We start from the raw sequence: 17003 nt of genomic DNA, 5'->3' as shown, positions 1-17003 counted from the left end.
GCATTGCTGCGGCACCCGTCGCTCCACCTACCTAGGCCTCTTGCCAATAGGAGCTTGTATGCCAAACGATTTTCCTCCCCAGACCCCGTCGCGCCGTCGTTTTATTGGTGTGGCAGCGGCGACCGTTGCCGCGGGTTCATTGAGTCGGCTCGCTTTTGCAGAAACGAATCACGCTATCACTGAAGTTGCACAACGAATGGGCAGCGACAAGGCCGCTATTCGTCCACTTCGTGTGCATGTACCGGAATCGCAGCTCATCGAATTGCAAAGGCGCATCAAAGCGACAAGGTGGCCTGGGCGGGAAACGGTAACCGATGCATCGCAAGGCGTGCGGCTCGCGACGATGCAGAAACTCGCGCGTTATTGGGACACAGATTACGACTGGCGCAAGGTCGAAGCGAGGCTGAACGCCCTGCCGCAGTTCATCACCGAGATCGATGGGCTCGACATTCATTTCGTCCACGTTCGTTCGAAACATCAGAATGCGTTGCCGGTCATCGTCACGCACGGGTGGCCCGGCTCGATCATCGAGCAATTGAAGATTATCGATCCGCTGACCGATCCGACGGCCCATGGCGGGACTGCATCGGACGCTTTCGACGTCGTGATTCCGTCGCTCCCGGGCTACGGGTTTTCAGGCAAGCCGACTACGACCGGCTGGGATCCTGCTCGCATCGCACGCGCCTGGGTCGTACTGATGAAGCGCCTCGGATACACGCGATATGTGGCGCAAGGCGGCGATTGGGGGAACGCTGTCACGGAGCAGATGGCCCTCCTGGCGCCACCGGAACTGCTCGGCATTCACACCAACATGCCGGCCACCGTACCGGACAACATTGCAGAGGCACTCAAGTTCGGCAAGCCTGCGCCGGCCGACCTCTCGGCCGACGAGAGGCACGCGTACGATCAGCTCGACTTTTTCTACAAACACGGCCTTGGCTACGCCCAGGAGATGGCGAACCGCCCGCAGACGTTGTACGGGATTGAAGATTCACCTGTCGGCCTCGCCGCTTGGATACTCGACCACGACGCTAGCAGTCAGGCGCTCATCGCACGCGTCTTTGACGGTCAGTCCGAGGGACTTACGCGAGACGACATCCTCGACAACATCACGCTCTATTGGCTGACGAAAACGGGGGTCTCGTCGGCTCGACTGTATTGGGAAAACAAGCTCAACTTTTTCGCCCCGAAGCACGTCGCCGTCCCGGTCGCCGTCAGCGTCTTTCCAGATGAGATCTACGCCGCCCCGCGGAGCTGGACAGAGAAGGCGTATCTCAAACTGATTCATTACAACCGCCTCCCCAAAGGGGGGCACTTTGCGGCCTGGGAGCAGCCACAGGCTTTCTCGGAAGAGGTTCGCGCAAGTTTCCGGTCGCTGCGCTGAACGCAAGGATGCAGACGACGCCGTAGTAGCGTCGTCCGCGTCGCGCTCGCTAACCGCGCAAGGAGGATTCCTGTGGTCAGCACATACGTCGTTTCATTGTGGGGCAGAACGGCAGCTCTGGAGCGCGTTCGTGACATTCGCAGAAACTAACTGAAGGGCCGGAACGGGTCGGGAAGAGCCGACCGGCGATCGGACGACGGAGGTCGCTTGCCTGCCAGTTTCAGCGGACATTCGAGCGTAGGTTTCGCCCAGACTAGCTGTGAGGCGGCCACGGCAACGCGATGGCCGCCCCGTTCGAAACCGAGTTAGCTGCGGCCTCGTGTCAAAAGTGGCGCGCGAGCGCGCGGGCCTCTTCCGCCGCCTCGAACCGTCCGGATTCCCTGTGCGCCCCCAGCAGGGTCTTCTCGACCAGGATGCCTTGCACGTCGGTGACCCCGACGAATTTCAGCCACATCTCGACATAAGGTCGCTGCAGGTCGTATTCGCGTGCTGGGGTAAAGGATCCCGGCGACGAGTAATCGAGCCCGCGCGCGTAGACGACCGCCGCTTTCTTGCCTGCGAGCTTGCCAGCGAAACCCGTGCCGTCGAAAGTGAACAGCACATCCTTATGCGAAATGACGTCGATCAGATGCTTGAGCTTGTACGGAATGCCGAAATTCCACAGCGGTATGCCGAACAGCAATTTGTCCGCCGCGTGAAATGGCGCCGCGAGTTCCTCGATGCGCCTCCACGCCGACTCCTGAGCCGACGTCAGTGCCGTGCCGCCAAGGCCCGCGTACTTCGCCGCCATCGCATGGCCGTCGAATTCCGGCATCACCAGGTTCCAGACGTCCAGCGTCTGGATGGTGTCCGCCGGATTGGTCTCGCGGTAGGCATCGAGAAAGGCGCGGCAGACTTCGATGGAAGCCGAGTCCTGCTTGCGCGGCGAGCATTCGATGTAAAGCAGTTGAGCCATGTCAGAAAACTCCTGTGGTGGTCAAGTGGAAGCGAGGCAACAAGGGGGACTCGCCAGTGCAACCACAGCGAAGCGCCTCAACGTCAAATAGAGAGTGCCGCTCGACACCGCTCTGCTGCACACGTTCGTCACGGTCGCGGGCGTACGCAGCGTTACCGGCGCGGGGCGCCGGTTGCATTTGAGCCAGTCAGCCGTCGGCGCCAAGGCTCATCCTTCGGTTCTTGGGCCACAAGCAGTCCGCGCATGGCGAGTTGCAGAATGGTCTGCTCGAGCACGTTGACGGCTTACGGGCGGTCGAGCAGCAGGTCGAAGTGGGAAGCAATGCGGGACCAGTTTTCGTGAGCCCGTGCGCTGACTACGAGGGGGATCAACTGTTGGTAACAGGATTCGCAAGTTAGACGAGCGTGAGCGTCACGTCGATGTTGTTCCGCGTCGCGTTCGAGTATGGGCACACGACGTGGGCCTTGTCGCTAGCGATACCCACAAATTCTGCTACCGCAGCTTTTGGGCGAACCGAGAAGTGCTCCTTCCCGTCTCCTCGTGCTTTCGCCGCGTTTTTGCATTTGACGTTTGTTAGATGACGACCCCGGCAGGCGCACTCAATCCTGCCAGGGTGCGATGACCAATCACCAAACCTTAGTCGTAGAAAGCAGGGAGCAGCTTAAGCTTGTCGGATTGCTTCTTGTCGTGATTGATGAAGAGCTTCGCATTGTACGTTGCAATCAACTGCCTGATTTTTTCCATTGAAGCGATTGATTCTGCATTATTGGTATTCAAGGACGGAACTATGTTTTTCTCGAAATTTCCTTCCAAATGAACAACGTCGCCCGACAGGATGATGAAGCCAGAATTCTTGAGATGGACTAGCAGCGACTGGCTGCCGGGAGTGTGCCCTGGCGTGGAAACCAAAATGACGCTCCCGTCGCCGAACACATCGGTATCACCGTCGACAAGCTGAAGGTTCTTCGGCGCGCCCAAAAGTTTACGCGCCAGTGCCATCAATTGATTTACGTTGTCATTCGACCCGTTGGGGGAATGTATCCAGCCATACTCAGCCTGCTGCATCAGAATTGTGGCGTTGGGGAACAAGCTCACGTTACCTATGTGGTCTCCATGTGTGTGCGATATTGCAACCCGAGCGATATTGCCTGGCTTCAGCCCGATTTCGGCGAGTTGATCTGTCACTGTCTTGTCGAGGTGATAGACGATCAATTTCGGTAAAGTGGACCAACCTTTGGGGTCGTTGAACGCTGCTTCAGGAACACCCGTATCCCAAAGCAACCATTCGCTTCGATGCCTTATCAGCCAGCAAGTAGATGAGAACTCGATACTGTGTCCAGCGTTCTCGCCGGGCGTCCATACCGACTCGTCGTTTGCAAGGGAGCGGCCACAATCCAACCGAAAAAGCTGTTCGGCGATACCGGCCTTGGCGGGATCCGGTAGTTTGGAGCCTGCGTGCGCATTTGGCGCGCCTTCCATCATTAACAAGAAGGCAACCAAGATAAATGACACCGCTGCTTTTGTTTGTCTCAGCATGACCACTACTCCTCAGGGAAAATGCGCGGCTCATCACCGTGCTGCGCTTTACACTGCACAAAACCTAACAACTGAAAAACTGCCCGGCAAACCAATCGCGTTTCTATTACAGCAATTTGATGAATGTCACTGAGCATGCAATACCAACGGCTTGCCCTTTTCAACAATATAGTGGGCGAGAGCCTTGAACCGCCCGCTGCCGACATTACACACGTTATGCATTTCTCCGGGCCCGAATTGCAGCGGTCCCCCGGCTTTGAGAATCAAGTCCGGCTTATTATCGAACTTCGCGACAGCCTCTCCCTCCAGCACATAGGCGCTTTCAATCCCTGGATGAGCATGCCGACCCGTGCAGCTACCTGGCTCGAGTTCAGCAATCACAGCCATTGTCTCGTAGCCCTGTGGGAAGTCGATCGTCTGAAGTGTCGTTCGCGCCTGAGCAAACGCGTTGGTTCCGGCAGCAGCAAGCAAAAAAATGGCAGTCGAAAACACCGCCAATGGTCGCGTCAATGATGACATTTGTCCTCTCCTTAATGAAATCGTTGTTATGCGGTCGTTGTCCGCGGGGAAGACTCTAGGCGGCGCCTTTTTGTCAATAAAGCCATCGGAGGGAACATGAATTGTTACATCAAGGAATAAATCGCCTGCCCGTTCATCGAGTGCGACGAAAGAGTCGCAGCCGGGGTAATGCCGCCGGCGGTCAACCGTACAGTCCTGGAGGAGCGGCGGCGTATTCGCGCTCTTCGCGCGCACTACGCGGGAAACGGCAGTAACGGCTATTCGCCGACCCATGCGTCATCGCACGGCCACCTAGGGTTTACCTTAGTTGCCTCTCTGCAGCCCCTCGCCTAGATTAATTATTAATTGTTAACAATAAAAGTTATCTGTTATCACTGACGAGAACAACCATGCGTATTGAGCACTTCGAGACCATCTCCTGCGATGCCGGGTGGCGAAACTACTACTTCCTGAAGGTGGTGACCTCCGACGGAACGGTCGGCTGGAGCGAGTATGACGAATCGTTTGGCCCGCCCGGCCTGACCGCGGTCATCGAGCAACTGGGGGCCCGTCTGATTGGCAAATCCGTGTATGACCATGAGGAGGCGTATGGCCGGCTTGCAGCTTCCTTGCGCCCGGCTCCCTATGGGCTCAGCGCCGAGGCCATTGGCGCCATCGAGAATGCGCTGCTCGATGCGAAAGCGAAATCGCTGGGGGTCCCGGTCTACCAATTGCTAGGCGGCAAGCACCGAGACAGCATCCCGATCTACTGGTCTCACTGCGCAACCTGGCGAATCAGCCATCCCAAGCTCTACCAACCGGCCATCGTCGATCTGGACGGTGTCAAGAAGGCTGGCGAGGACGCGCGCAAATCCGGGATTTCCGCGCTCAAGACCAACCTCTTCGTCAACGAGAACGGCAAGCCGCGCCAGTGGATGGCTGGCTTCGGCTCGCCCTACGCGCCGTCGCTCAACGTGGACAAGGCATTGCTGCGCAATCTGCGCGCGTACCTCGAAGCGCTTCGCGATGGTGCTGGTCCGGATGTCGACATCCTGTTGGACCTGAATTTCAACGCGCGCACCGAGGGCTATCTCTCGCTGATCAAGGCCATCAAGGACTTCGACCTGTTCTGGGTCGAGCTCGATATCTACAATCCGGAGGCCATGGCATACATCCGCCAACGGAGCCACGCACCGATTGCAGCGTGCGAGACGCTGTTTGGTATCCGCCAGTTCCTGCCCTATTTCCAGGCGCAGTCGATGGATGTGGCCATCATCGACGCGGTCTGGAACGGCGTGTGGCAAGCGATGAAGATCGCCAACGTGGCAGACGCCTTTGACGTCAACATCGCCCCGCACAACTTCTATAGCCACCTGTCGACCATGATGAACGTTCATTTCGCGGCGGCGGTTCCAAACCTGCGCGTGATGGAGGTCGACGTGGATCGGCTGGCCTGGGATGACCAGTTGTTCACCCATACGCCCGAGATCGTGAATGGTGCCATTCAGGTCCCGAAAGCGCCCGGCTGGGGTTGCGACCCGATCGAAGAAGTTCTGCGCGCCCATCCTCCACAGGTCCGCCGCAGCCATCTCGGTCTGTAAGCCCAATCCCTGGCGTGAGGGAAACAATGCCAAAGGCGGGAACGCCTTTGCCCGTCGCGCCTGATCACCACTTACTACTTGCAGTCAGCTTTCGAGGCGGGGTGGAGACCTGTCGTGGATTGACACGACCAGACTCCCCTCGGAAGCCATCAGTCTCACAACAATCTGAACGGATGGCAGGATCATGACGACAGTTTCCACCTCGGCGGCGCAGCAACGCAGTGCGGCCATACACACAAGCGACGAAGTCCGGCGCGTTTACACCAAGGTCACGCGGCGCATTATTCCGTTCCTTTTCATCTGCTATGTGTTTGCCTATCTGGACCGCGTCAACATCGGTTTTGCCGCGCTTCAGATGAAGCATGACCTCGGCTTTTCAGATGCCGTCTATGGCCTTGGCGCCGGCATCTTCTTCATCGGCTATTTCCTGTTCGAGGTGCCCAGCAACCTGCTGCTAGAGAAGATTGGCGCACGCAAGACGCTGATGCGCATCATGGTCGTCTGGGGTGTCATTTCGGCAAGCTGCGCCTTTATCACGAGCCCCACGCAATTCTATGTGGCCCGCTTTCTTCTTGGCGCCTTCGAAGCCGGCTTCTTCCCCGGCATCGTGCTCTACCTGACCTACTGGTATCCGCCCATGATGCGGGGAAAAATCATCACGCTCTTCATGTCGGCGATCGCGGTATCGGGCATCGTCGGTGGACCTTTGTCCGGATGGATCCTGGCCAACTTGAGCGATACCTCAGGGCTGGGCGGCTGGCAATGGTTGTTCCTCATCGAGGCGGTCCCGTCCGTTATCCTTGGCGTGCTCGTCATCTTTGTGCTTGCCGACAAGCCGGCCGATGCCCGATGGCTGTCCGCCAGGGAAAAAGAGGTCGTGAGCCGCGAAGTGGGTACCACAGACTCACATGGTCACGATCACTCCTTCCTGAAGACACTGCGCGACCCGCGGCTGTATGCCTTGTCGATCATCTATTTCACGATTGCGGCTGGCCTCTACATCATCAGCTTCTGGCTCCCCGAGATGGTTCGCAGCTACCACGTGACCAACCCCTTGCACATTGGCATCCTGACGGCGATTCCCTATCTGGTCACGAGCATCGGCATGGTGATCATCGGCAGGCATTCGGACAAGACACGTGAGCGCCGCTGGCACGTTGCGCTGGGCATGATCGTTGCCGCCATCGGCCTGGTAGCCGTGACATTCGTCCATACAAGCCTGCCCATTGCGCTGACTGTGCTGTCGATCACCGCACTGGGCGTTCTGACCGCGATGCCTCTGTTCTGGACAATCCCGACTTCCTATCTTTCCAGTTCCGGCTCGGCGGGAGGGATTGCCGTCATCAACAGTATCGGGCTGATCGGTGGCTTCGCCAGCCCATCCATGCTCGGTTGGGTGAAGACGACGACGGGGTCGCTGGACTACGGCCTGTACACCTTCGCGGCAGCCCTGGTAATCGGAGCTGTTCTCCTGCTCGCCGCCATGCCGCAGCGTTTGCTGCGAGAGGAAGTCCGGCACTGAATGCTTTCGACTCAGGGTTCAAGGCACAAGCAGTCATTGCGCCCTGGCCATGTACAACAATCCTTTGATGGAGTCCCTATGCGAATTCTGGTTCTCGGTGCTGGTGCGATCGGAGGCTACTACGGCGGCCGGCTGGTCCAGCAAGGTGCGGACGTCACCTTCCTTGTGCGCCCCGCGCGGCGCGCCATTCTCGAACGCGATGGCTTGAATATTCGCAGCCAATATGGCGATTTCCATGCGCCCGTGAAAACCGTCACGAAGGACGAACTAAGCGGGAACTGGGATGTCGTCCTGCTGACCAGCAAGGCCTACGATCTGGATTCCGCGATCGAAGCCATCCGCCCTGCCGTAGGCCCAAATACCGCCATCCTGCCGCTGCTGAACGGCATGGAGCACATCGACAAGCTCAATGCCGTATTCGGCGCCAACCGCGTGCTCGGCGGCCTGGCGAAAATCATCGTCACACTCGACAGTGATGGAACGATTCAGCATCTGAATGACTGGTGTTACATCAAGTTCGGCGAACAGTCCGGCGTCATGAGCGACCGCGTGCAAGCGCTGCAACGTGCGTTCCCACAGGGCGGCGTGGTGGCGAGCGCCGTCCCCGACATCATGCGCAACCTTTGGGAGAAACTGGTCCACCTTTCCACGGTGGCCACCGTCACCACGCTCCTGCGCGCAAGCGTCGGAGAGATCGCCCAGGTGCCTGGTGGCACCGAACTCTTCTACCAGGTGCTTTCGATCCATGCCGAGGTCGCCACGCGAGAGGGATATCCGATGACCGAGGCATTCCTTGCGGAGTACCGCCAGTTGTTCGCCAACAAGGAATCGGCCTATGTCCCGTCGATATTGCGCGACCTGGAAAGGAAATCATCGATCGAAGGAGAGCACATTGTCGGTTACATGCTGGGCCGCGCCAGGGCACATGGGCTGGACGATACCGTGCACCGGATCTGCTGGATGAACTTGCAAGCGTACGAAGTGCGGCGGGCGACGGGAAGGCTCTGAGCCATCCCGAAGCGGCCCGTGCTGGCGAAGTGACGCCAACACGGCCTATGGTTTTGCGGCTGCCAACAACTAATTGGCCACAATTAACAATCATGATGCAGTTTGGCGGTATCATGGCAAGCATCTTTCCCGTTGCGGCAGACAGGATGGGCGGGCGTTTCCGGTATGGCGATGGAGCCCAGCCTGCCAGGACAAGCAAACATGAGTACTCGCGTTGAAATTGACAAGCGCAGCCTGGACCGACAGGCTGCCGACTGGATCCGGGACGCCATCTTTTCCGGAGATTTGGCGCCTGGCTCAAAGCTCACGGAAATCTCCCTTGCGACGCAGATCGGCCTTTCCCGCTCGACGGTTCGCGCAGGCATGCAGCGCCTGGCTACTGAAGGCCTGCTGATCCAGCACGCGTATACCGGATGGGAAGTCGTATCGCTTTCAGCAGAAGACGCGTGGGAACTCTATACGCTGCGCAGTAATCTGGAAGGGATGGCCGCACGGCTAGCGGCCGCAAGCATCGACAATGCCGGCCGCAAGCGACTACGCGAGGCCCTGGCGGATCTGAAATCCGCCATCGCGGATATGGACCGCAGACGCATCGCTGAGGCCGACCTGGCCTTTCATAAGACCGTCGTTGCGCTGTCACGGCATCGTCGCCTCATCGTCCAGTATGGACTGATCAGCGATCCGGTCATGCTGTACATCCTGATGACCACAAAATTGATGGAATATTCCGAAGCCATCTATGCCGAGCATGAGCATATGGCCGCGGCAATCCTGCAGGGGGACACGACGGAAGCCGAGAAGCTTGCCCATGACTACGCACAGATGCACGGCGAACACCTAGTGAAGGTTCTGCGAACGCAAGGCGAGTCCCAGGAAGCCTGAGCGGGGGGCGACGCTGTAGGCAATTGCGTGAATGTGCCCAGACGACCGCCCGATGGATGCGTGGCGATCGTCCTGGTCGCACATATCAGCCAGCGCTGTTGTAGGTGGCATGGTGTGGCAACGAGAGCTCTTGTGAGCAACGGGCGACCAGCCCCCTTTACTGCATCTGCGCTGCCTTGCGTTCCGCCAAGAGTTTCTGAATCTCAGCTTCCGTCTCCTTGTACCGTCCCTCGCCGTAGTGCTGATAGACGATGCGGCCGTTGGCATCGATCAGGTACGTAGCGGGCCAGTACTGGTTGCGAAACGCAGACCATGTTGCATACATGTTGTCCTGCGCCACGGGGTAACGGATGTCGAAGCGTTTGAGCGCTGCCTGCACGTTGTCCGTCGACTTCTCGAACGGAAACTCCGGCGTGTGCACGCCCACTACTACCAGTCCCTGATCCTTGTACTTGTCGTGCCACTGCTTGACATACGGCAGCGTGTTCACGCAGTTGATGCACGAGTACGTCCAGAAATCCACCAGCACTACCTTGCCGCGCAGCTGCTGCATCGTCAGCGGTTCCGAATTGAGCCAGTGGTCGATGCTAGCGAACTCCGGGGCCTTGCCCTGATCGCCCACCTTGGGGCTCTCCGCAATGGCTCCGGTGCCGAAGGTATAGATCGCAGCAATGCCGGCTGCGGCCAGGATGGCGCGAAAAAGGTTACGCATGATTCAGGCTTCAGAGTTTGGATGTCTTGCCCCTCGTCCGCACGGCGGGCGAGGGGTGCAGGGATCAGACCAGCACGGTTTCGATATGGACGTTGCCATGCAGCGCCTTCGAGTACGGGCACGTACGGTGCGCGGTGTCTACTAGCGCCTGAGCCACCTCTCGTTCGATACCGGGGATATGCACGCGCAGGCGTGCCTGCAGGAAGTACTCGATGCCCGCAGTGCCCAGGTCCACTTCCGTATCCACGGACAAGTCTTCCGGTAGTTTGATCTTCTGCTTGCCTGCGGCCAGGCCGATGGCACCGATGAAGCATGCCGACCAGCCGGCGGCCAGCAGTTGCTCCGGGTTGGTGCCCTGCCCCTTGCTGCCCGGCGACGACAGTTCGATGTCGAGCCTGCCATCATCGCTGCGAGCCGTGCCATCGCGGCCGCCAGACGTGATGTGGACCTTACCGGTGTACAGGACTTTTTCGATGCGGGTCATGATGTGTTCCTTGTTCAGTTCGAATGGTGTTCGGCAGTGGATTTGCGAGGGTTGCGCGATGGGCGGCGATCAGGCGTAGGCACCATCGAGGTACGGATCGACCGTTCGGGCCGGATCTGCCGACACGCCGGTGCGGTCCATGCCAGCGATGGTATGGGCGCCGTCGTAGAACGGACCGACAGCGCGGGCCGGATCTGCCGACACACCGGTGCGGTCCATGCCAGCGATGGTGTGTGCGCCGTCGTAGTACGGGCTGCGCTGGTCCTGCACGGAACGTGCGCCTTCCGCGTACGGGTCGCGAGCGTCTGTCGCCGAACGGGCGCCATCGCTGAATACATCACGGGCATCCTGGACAGAGCGGGCCCCATCCGAGTACGGATCACGGGCACCGAAGCCGGAAGCTTGCGCGCCAGCAGCAGCGGCAACCAGGGCGACGGCGAGGACGAGGCGCTTGGCATAGTTCTTGGACATGATCAGTTTCCTTTGCATTGATTGGTTTGCGATATGCGGTCTGCGTTCTCAGGTATTGCGAAGCAGCGTTTTCGCTTCGTCGGTTGTGCGTTGCGCTGCCACGGAACGTATTTAAGACGGCTCACGTATCGCGCCCGTAGCGAAATACGGGCCTTAGTGTCAGGGAACGTATCGGTGTCGTCGGCTGATACAAAAGCGTACAAAAAGGAAAGGAAACGGCGGGGAGGCGTCCCGGAATAGCCATGGGAAGGCACGGGAGAGCCGGAGATCCGAGGCGAAAGCGGCACACAGTGACGCAAAAGCAATATGGCCGCGGTGACCGAAATGGCCCGAGTGATGTCGGCCCTTATCCGATACGGATCTCGGCGATCAGACCGCCGCCGTCGCGGTTGCGCAGCTTCAGCGAACCGCCAACGGCCACGGCAAGCTGATGAGCGATGGCCAGACCCAGGCCCGTGCCGCCGGTTTCCCGGCCGCGCGCGAGCCTTCGAGCCTGAAAAATGGCAGCAACACAGCCTCCAGCTTGTCTTCCGGAATGCCGGGACCGCGATCCCATCACGTCGATCCGCACCGTATCGCGATCGCGGCGCACGGACAACTCCGCCGCGCCTCTGAACTTGATGGCGTTGTCGATCAGATTGGTCAGGATGCGGCGCAATGCGTGCGGCCGCGTCACGATGGCGCCGCCCGCAGCCAGAATCCGTACGCGCTCCACCACGAAGTGCGCGATGCGGTCACTCACCGCATTGAATGCGTGTGCCGCGCGCGCCAGTTCGGTGGGACCGCTCTCGTCCAGTGGCGGCGATTTCGCATTCGGGTTGAGCGCATCGGCAGGGTCGGCCAGCGCCACCAGCGGACGAATGGCCAGCCGCACGGCGATCCAGCAGCACAGAACCTGCAACAGCAGTTGCAGCACCAGCACATAGGGCAGCCATTGTGCAATCGGCAACATGCGTGGATGCTGGTCGATGGTCAGCGGGCTGCCGTCACTCAACGTCAGATGGGCCTGCACCTGCTTGCCGTCGCCAGGAACCGATTGCACCGCCAGGGGAAACCGGCCACCACTGGCTTCCATGATCCGTTCCGCGATGTCCTTGCCGCGCTGGGTCATCTTGGGCACGCCAGGCGAACCCGGCCCCAGAATGTACTGGTAGTTGCCCCGGTTCAGGCGCGGCAACCACTGCGGGCGCTCCGCCGCGGGTAGCCGGTTCAGGATCGCCACCGACGTTGCTACGTCGGTTTCCAGCGTACCCAGCATCACTTGCCGTGCCAACAGATAACGTTCCGAAAACAGCACCGCGAACAAGGTTAGATGCGCGATGATCAAGCCCACCAGCAGGATCACAAAGAGTCGCGACCCCAGCGTACGCGGCCAATGCCAGAGGCGGGTGTTAATTGAAAGGGTGCCGCCCTGTTGTCGTGTATCGCACTGTATCTGGCCGCGCCGGACCCACAGAACGGTACAACCTTCCCCTTTGGTGACACATTCACGATAGATGCGCGGCGTCAAATTGGGGGCATACCAGATCACTGGCCAAGCCTTCGAAAGAAACCTAATCATGACCCTGCTAATTCTTGCCTATCTGGGTGGCGCGCTTACCATCCTGAGCCCGTGCATTCTGCCCATACTCCCGTTCGTGCTCAGCCGCAGCGCAAAGCCGTTCCTGCGCGGCCGGCTGCCGATGCTGGCCGGTATGGCGTCGGCGTTTGCCGCCGTAGCCACGCTGGCATCCGTTGGGGGCGCGTGGGCCGTGCGCGCCAACGAATACGGCCGCTACAGCGCACTGATATTGCTGGCGGCGTTCGGATTGTCGCTGCTGGTGCCAAGGCTGGCCGAAGCGCTCACGCACCCGGTCGTGGCACTGGGCAACCGGCTGGCCGACAGTGGAAGCAGCGCCGACGCTTCGCCTTGGGCATCGCTGATGCTGGGCGTAGCCACGGGCATGCTGTGGGCGCCGTGCGCGGGCCCGATTCTCGGCATCGTGCTGACAACTGCAGCACTGCAAGGCGCAAGCGTGCAGAGTTCCCTGTTGCTGGTGGCCTATGCGGCGGGCGCGGCCACGTCGCTGGCAGCGGCGCTGGGCATTGGCGGCCGTCTGTTCGCGGCGATGAAACGCTCGATGGGCGTCGGCGAATGGCTACGCCGTGGGCTTGGCGTGGGCGTGCTCGGTGGCGTAGCCGCGATTGCGGTCGGCGTCGACACTGGCCTGTTGGCCCGTTTTTCCACGGGCGGCCCCGCACGGCTGGAACAGGCATTGGTCGAGAGGCTACACACGACCGCGCCGACGGCGCCCCGCTCGCCCACCATGCCCGTCCTTCAGGACGTCAACGATGCGCAGGTCGCTGGCGAGCCGATGCTGCTCGCCGCCAACGACATCAGCGTGGGCTTTCCTGTCCGACTGCCGGTGGAAGGCCAACTGCCGTCGCTCGACGGTGCCGTGAAGTGGCTCAACACCGGGGCCGGCGCGGCGCCCGTGTCGCGCAATCAGTTGCAAGGCAAGGTCACGCTGGTCTATTTCTGGACGTATTCGTGCATCAACTGCATCCGCACGCTGCCCTATCTGCGCGCGTGGGCGGAGAAGTACAAGGACCAGGGTCTGACGGTGATCGGTGTACATACGCCCGAGTTCGCGTTCGAGAAGAACCCCGAGAACGTGCGCCGCGCGGTCGGAGACTTCAAGATCGGCTTCCCCGTGGCCGTGGACAGCGACTTCCGCATCTGGCGCGCCTTCAACAACAACTACTGGCCCGCCGCGTACTTCGTGGATGCGCGAGGAAATATCCGCCATCACCAATTCGGCGAAGGCGACTATGCGAAATCGGAGCGCGTGATTCAGTCCCTGCTGGCCGAAGCGGGCCGCCCGTTCTCATCGCGCGACGTGGTGGTGCCAGACGCCGAGGGTGCGCAAGCCGCGCCCGACCTCCGGAACGTACGTTCAGGCGAGACCTATGTCGGCTACGGCCTGGCTTCGAACTTCGCGTCGCCAGGTGGAATTCGCCAGGACGCGTCACACGGCTACACCGTCGGCAACCTCGAACTGAACGAGTGGGGACTGAGGGGCCAGTGGACCGTCGGCGCCGAGCAGGCCACGCTCGATCGTGCCGATGGCGGCATCACGTACCGCTTCCATGCGCGCGATCTTCACCTTGTGCTGGGGCCGGCACCCGATGGCCGAGCGGTGCGCTTCCTGGTGAAGATTGACGGCAAGGCGCCGGGCGCCAACCACGGCGCCGATATCGATGCCAATGGCAACGGAGCCATCACGCAAACGCGGCTCTATCAGCTGGTACGGCAGGCGGGCGATGTTGGCGAGCACACGTTCGAGATCTGCTTCCTTGATGCGGGTGCGCAAGCCTATGCGTTCACGTTTGGCTGATCGCAGCCCATCACGTCATCCCGCATCATAGCTACCGGCGTGGGCCGTTCCCAAACGACCACCCGTGGAGCGCGAACATGAATTGTGCCCAGCGCAGTATCGAACGTGCGCGGACGCCAATCTTTGATGCGGCGATACGTTCCGCAATATGGCTCTACTGTCCCCAGTTGCACAGTTTCGACGCTCCCATCATCGGCATGGGATTGTAGGCAAAGAGTCCAGCGTAGTGACATGGCAGCCCCCCCCAATACTCGCCTGGAAAACATCATCACCTTAGTCGCAGTGTGGCGCCCGCCCTCCCCCCTCAACACGACGATGTGTTCAGGTATTTGAACTGCCGAATGACGATGGGTGCCTCCCGTTCGGAGTTGATGTCATGCAGCGCGCCAGGTTGGCGAAGGTCACGCAGGCTGAGCGGGGTAGACCACATACCAGAGCACGCAGGTCACCATCAATTCCAGCGGGTAATGCAGCGATTGAGGATCATCGCAATTTCCGAATCATGGCGGGCTCATGGCGCTGAACTCAAGACCGCTACATTCTACCGAACGCTTACCGCGACAGAGCCGCGCTCGCGCTGCCGCGCTGAGCGATGGCGTCAATGCCGAAACAAGCCGCAAGTCCTCGACGCGGATCATTCAATTCAGCTTAACAATAGATTTCCAGGCATTTAACCACGTAGAGGACCAGACTGACTACAGTGGCTGAATATGCACCGGCACAGGCTTCAGCGCGCGCCGACACGGGCACGGAGGACTCTGCTGATGCCCAGGCGCGCTTTCCGTAACCGACCAGCCTGCAACCGATTTTCCTTGCCGATCGGCATGTACTTTTCCGTCACACCACCGCTATCTACGTCAAGACAACATGCAATCGCGTCAAAGCGCCTTCTGGACCTTCCCTTACACGTCGCAGCGTTTGCCGCTGGTCGCCGACAACGTCGTGACGACCTCCCAGCCGCTTGGCTCCTCGGCCGGCTTGGAGATGTTGTTGCGCGGCGGCAATGCAGCCGACGCTGCACTGGCCACGGCAATCGCCCTGGCTGTGGTGGAGCCGTGCAACAACGGTATCGGCGGTGACGCGTTTGCACTGATCTGGGATGGCAGCAAATTGCACGGTTTGAACGGATCGGGACGAGCACCGGCCGCATGGACGCGCGAGTATTTTTCAAAGTACAAGGAGATGCCGAAGCGGGGCTGGGACTCGGTAACCGTGCCAGGCACCGTTTCAGCGTGGCGCGCCATGTGGGAGCGCTTTGGCAGCCTGCCGTTCGAAGAGCTGTTCGAACCGGCGCTGCGCTATGCGCGTGAAGGCTATCTGGTTTCGCACAATGTCCACAATCAGTGGCAAAAACAGGTCGACGAACTGATCGATCAGCCGGGCTACCGCGAAGCGTTTGCCCCCAACGGCCGGGCACCGCTTCAGGGCGAGCGCTTCATTTGCCCGGGACAGGCAAATACACTCGAGCGAATTGCGCGCACCAAGGGCGACGACTTTTACCATGGCGAACTGGCCCGTGCGATCGCCGACCACGCGCGCAATACCGGCGGCGCGATCACTGAAGCCGACCTCGCCGCGCATAAGGCGGACTGGGTCGAGCCGATCAGCATCCGCTACCGGGATGTTGAACTGTATGAGATCGGGCCTAACGGTCAAGGCATTGCGGCGCAGATGGCGTTGGGCATGCTTGAGCATTTCGATTTGAAGATCATGGACCAGGATAGCGCGCTGGCGATGCATCTGAAGATCGAGGCAATGAAACTGGCCTTTGCCGACTTGCATGAATACGTCGGCGACGTGGATCACATGAGGGAAGTAACAGCGGCCGACCTGCTCAACCCGGCATATCTGGCAAAGCGCGCCAAGCTGATCGACCCCGAGCGGGCTGCGCCGGCCCGCATCGGCAAGCCGCTTGGCGGCGGCACCGTCTACCTGACCACGGCGGATCGCAACGGCATGATGGTTTCGTTTATTCAATCCAACTTCAAGGGCTTCGGTTCGGGCGTGGTCGTGCCCAATACCGGCATTGCCTTGCAGAATCGAGGTTGGGGCTTCAATTTGTGTCACGGCCATACCAACGAAGTGGCGCCTGGAAAACGCCCATTCCACACCATCATCCCAGGCTTCCTGATGCAAAACGGCCGGCCGCTGATGAGCTTCGGCCTCATGGGCGGATCCATGCAGGCGCAGGGTCATTTGCAGATGGTCTCCCGCATGGTCGATCAGGGACTGAACCCGCAAGCGGCGAGCGATGCGCCGCGCTGGCGCGTACTTGACGACAACCATGGCGTCGCCGTCGAATGGAATATGCCGCAAGCGGTGATTGAGGGACTGACGTCACGCGGGCATCCGATAGCGATTGCCAAACGCTTTGATACCGAGTTCGGTAGCGCGCAGGCGGCTCTGCGCCTGGACAACGGCGGTTATGTAGCGGCATGCGATCACCGCAAGGATGGCTACCCGGTCGGAATTTGATTCTCCAATTTGCATTCAATGTGTGATTATCTTGGTGCGCCAACGCTTGGACAATCGCTGGGCTTCGTCGTACAGGCGTACCACGGAATGGCTCAACC

Annotated in this window: 14 protein-coding genes and 2 pseudogenes; 8 read left to right on the top strand and 8 right to left on the bottom strand. The window is 60.1% G+C overall.

Going from position 1 to position 17003, the window contains the following annotated elements; genetic code table 11:
- Positions 1-58: 58 nt before the first annotated feature.
- Positions 59-1384 (top strand): epoxide hydrolase family protein, encoded by a 1326-nt coding sequence (locus tag ACYP5B_RS13400; protein WP_459569954.1) that lies wholly within the window; start codon positions 59-61, stop codon positions 1382-1384.
- A 322-nt stretch (positions 1385-1706) separates the two neighbouring features.
- Here the strand turns inward: ACYP5B_RS13400 and ACYP5B_RS13395 are convergent, their stop codons facing one another.
- Complete coding sequence (locus ACYP5B_RS13395) at positions 1707-2339, bottom strand: FMN-dependent NADH-azoreductase (RefSeq protein ID WP_459569953.1); 633 nt, start codon at positions 2337-2339, stop codon at positions 1707-1709.
- A gap of 94 nt (positions 2340-2433) precedes the next feature.
- On the opposite strand from ACYP5B_RS13395, the pseudogene ACYP5B_RS13390 reads away from it, so the two are divergent.
- Positions 2434-2544: pseudogene (locus ACYP5B_RS13390) on the top strand (helix-turn-helix domain-containing protein); the annotation flags it as partial.
- Between the two features lie 189 nt (positions 2545-2733).
- Here the strand turns inward: ACYP5B_RS13390 and ACYP5B_RS13385 are convergent.
- From ACYP5B_RS13385 to ACYP5B_RS13375, 3 genes and pseudogenes are all read right to left on the bottom strand, one after another.
- A pseudogene (locus ACYP5B_RS13385) lies at positions 2734-2808 on the bottom strand (organic hydroperoxide resistance protein); the annotation flags it as partial.
- 167 nt (positions 2809-2975) lie between these two features.
- Positions 2976-3875 (bottom strand): N-acyl homoserine lactonase family protein, encoded by a 900-nt coding sequence (locus ACYP5B_RS13380; protein WP_459569952.1) that lies wholly within the window; start codon positions 3873-3875, stop codon positions 2976-2978.
- A 126-nt stretch (positions 3876-4001) separates the two neighbouring features.
- Positions 4002-4394: a cupin domain-containing protein gene (locus ACYP5B_RS13375; RefSeq protein WP_459569951.1), complete on the bottom strand. Its 393-nt coding sequence runs from the start codon at positions 4392-4394 to the stop codon at positions 4002-4004.
- Positions 4395-4783: 389 nt separating this feature from the next.
- On the opposite strand from ACYP5B_RS13375, the gene ACYP5B_RS13370 reads away from it, so the two are divergent.
- The 4 genes from ACYP5B_RS13370 to ACYP5B_RS13355 all read left to right on the top strand — a co-directional run bounded on the left by ACYP5B_RS13370 (position 4784) and on the right by ACYP5B_RS13355 (position 9386).
- Entirely contained in the window at positions 4784-5974 is a 1191-nt protein-coding gene (locus tag ACYP5B_RS13370; RefSeq protein WP_459569950.1) for a mandelate racemase/muconate lactonizing enzyme family protein, read from the top strand.
- A 184-nt stretch (positions 5975-6158) separates the two neighbouring features.
- Positions 6159-7496, top strand: coding sequence for an MFS transporter (locus tag ACYP5B_RS13365; protein ID WP_459569949.1), 1338 nt, complete (start codon positions 6159-6161; stop codon positions 7494-7496).
- Entirely contained in the window at positions 7497-8504 is a 1008-nt protein-coding gene (locus ACYP5B_RS13360; protein ID WP_459569948.1) for a 2-dehydropantoate 2-reductase, read from the top strand.
- Between the two features lie 201 nt (positions 8505-8705).
- Positions 8706-9386, top strand: coding sequence for a GntR family transcriptional regulator (locus ACYP5B_RS13355; protein ID WP_459569947.1), 681 nt, complete (start codon positions 8706-8708; stop codon positions 9384-9386).
- Between the two features lie 157 nt (positions 9387-9543).
- On the opposite strand, the gene ACYP5B_RS13350 is transcribed toward ACYP5B_RS13355, so the two are convergent.
- The 4 genes from ACYP5B_RS13350 to ACYP5B_RS13335 form a co-directional block, all read right to left on the bottom strand.
- Positions 9544-10098 carry a thioredoxin family protein gene (locus ACYP5B_RS13350; RefSeq protein ID WP_459569946.1) on the bottom strand — a complete coding sequence of 185 codons (555 nt, stop codon included), beginning with the start codon at positions 10096-10098 and terminating at the stop codon, positions 9544-9546.
- A gap of 64 nt (positions 10099-10162) precedes the next feature.
- The gene (locus ACYP5B_RS13345) at positions 10163-10582 is read right to left on the bottom strand and encodes an organic hydroperoxide resistance protein (protein WP_267602926.1); all 420 of its coding nucleotides are present in this window, start codon (positions 10580-10582) and stop codon (positions 10163-10165) included.
- Positions 10583-10651: 69 nt separating this feature from the next.
- Positions 10652-11053 (bottom strand): hydroxyquinol 1,2-dioxygenase, encoded by a 402-nt coding sequence (locus ACYP5B_RS13340; RefSeq protein ID WP_459569945.1) that lies wholly within the window; start codon positions 11051-11053, stop codon positions 10652-10654.
- A gap of 346 nt (positions 11054-11399) precedes the next feature.
- Positions 11400-12584, bottom strand: a complete 1185-nt coding sequence (locus ACYP5B_RS13335; protein ID WP_459569944.1) for an ATP-binding protein — start codon at positions 12582-12584, stop codon at positions 11400-11402.
- A gap of 28 nt (positions 12585-12612) precedes the next feature.
- Between ACYP5B_RS13335 and ACYP5B_RS13330 the strand changes: the two genes are divergently transcribed.
- Positions 12613-14430 carry a cytochrome c biogenesis protein DipZ gene (locus tag ACYP5B_RS13330; RefSeq protein ID WP_459569943.1) on the top strand — a complete coding sequence of 606 codons (1818 nt, stop codon included), beginning with the start codon at positions 12613-12615 and terminating at the stop codon, positions 14428-14430.
- An 867-nt stretch (positions 14431-15297) separates the two neighbouring features.
- A complete protein-coding gene (ggt, locus tag ACYP5B_RS13325) occupies positions 15298-16905 on the top strand; it encodes a gamma-glutamyltransferase (RefSeq protein ID WP_459569942.1) in 1608 nt (535 codons plus the stop codon).
- Positions 16906-17003 lie beyond the last annotated feature (98 nt).

The organism is Cupriavidus sp. 8B, assembly GCF_054589115.1.
This window is presented reverse-complemented; position numbering and strand designations above follow the sequence as displayed.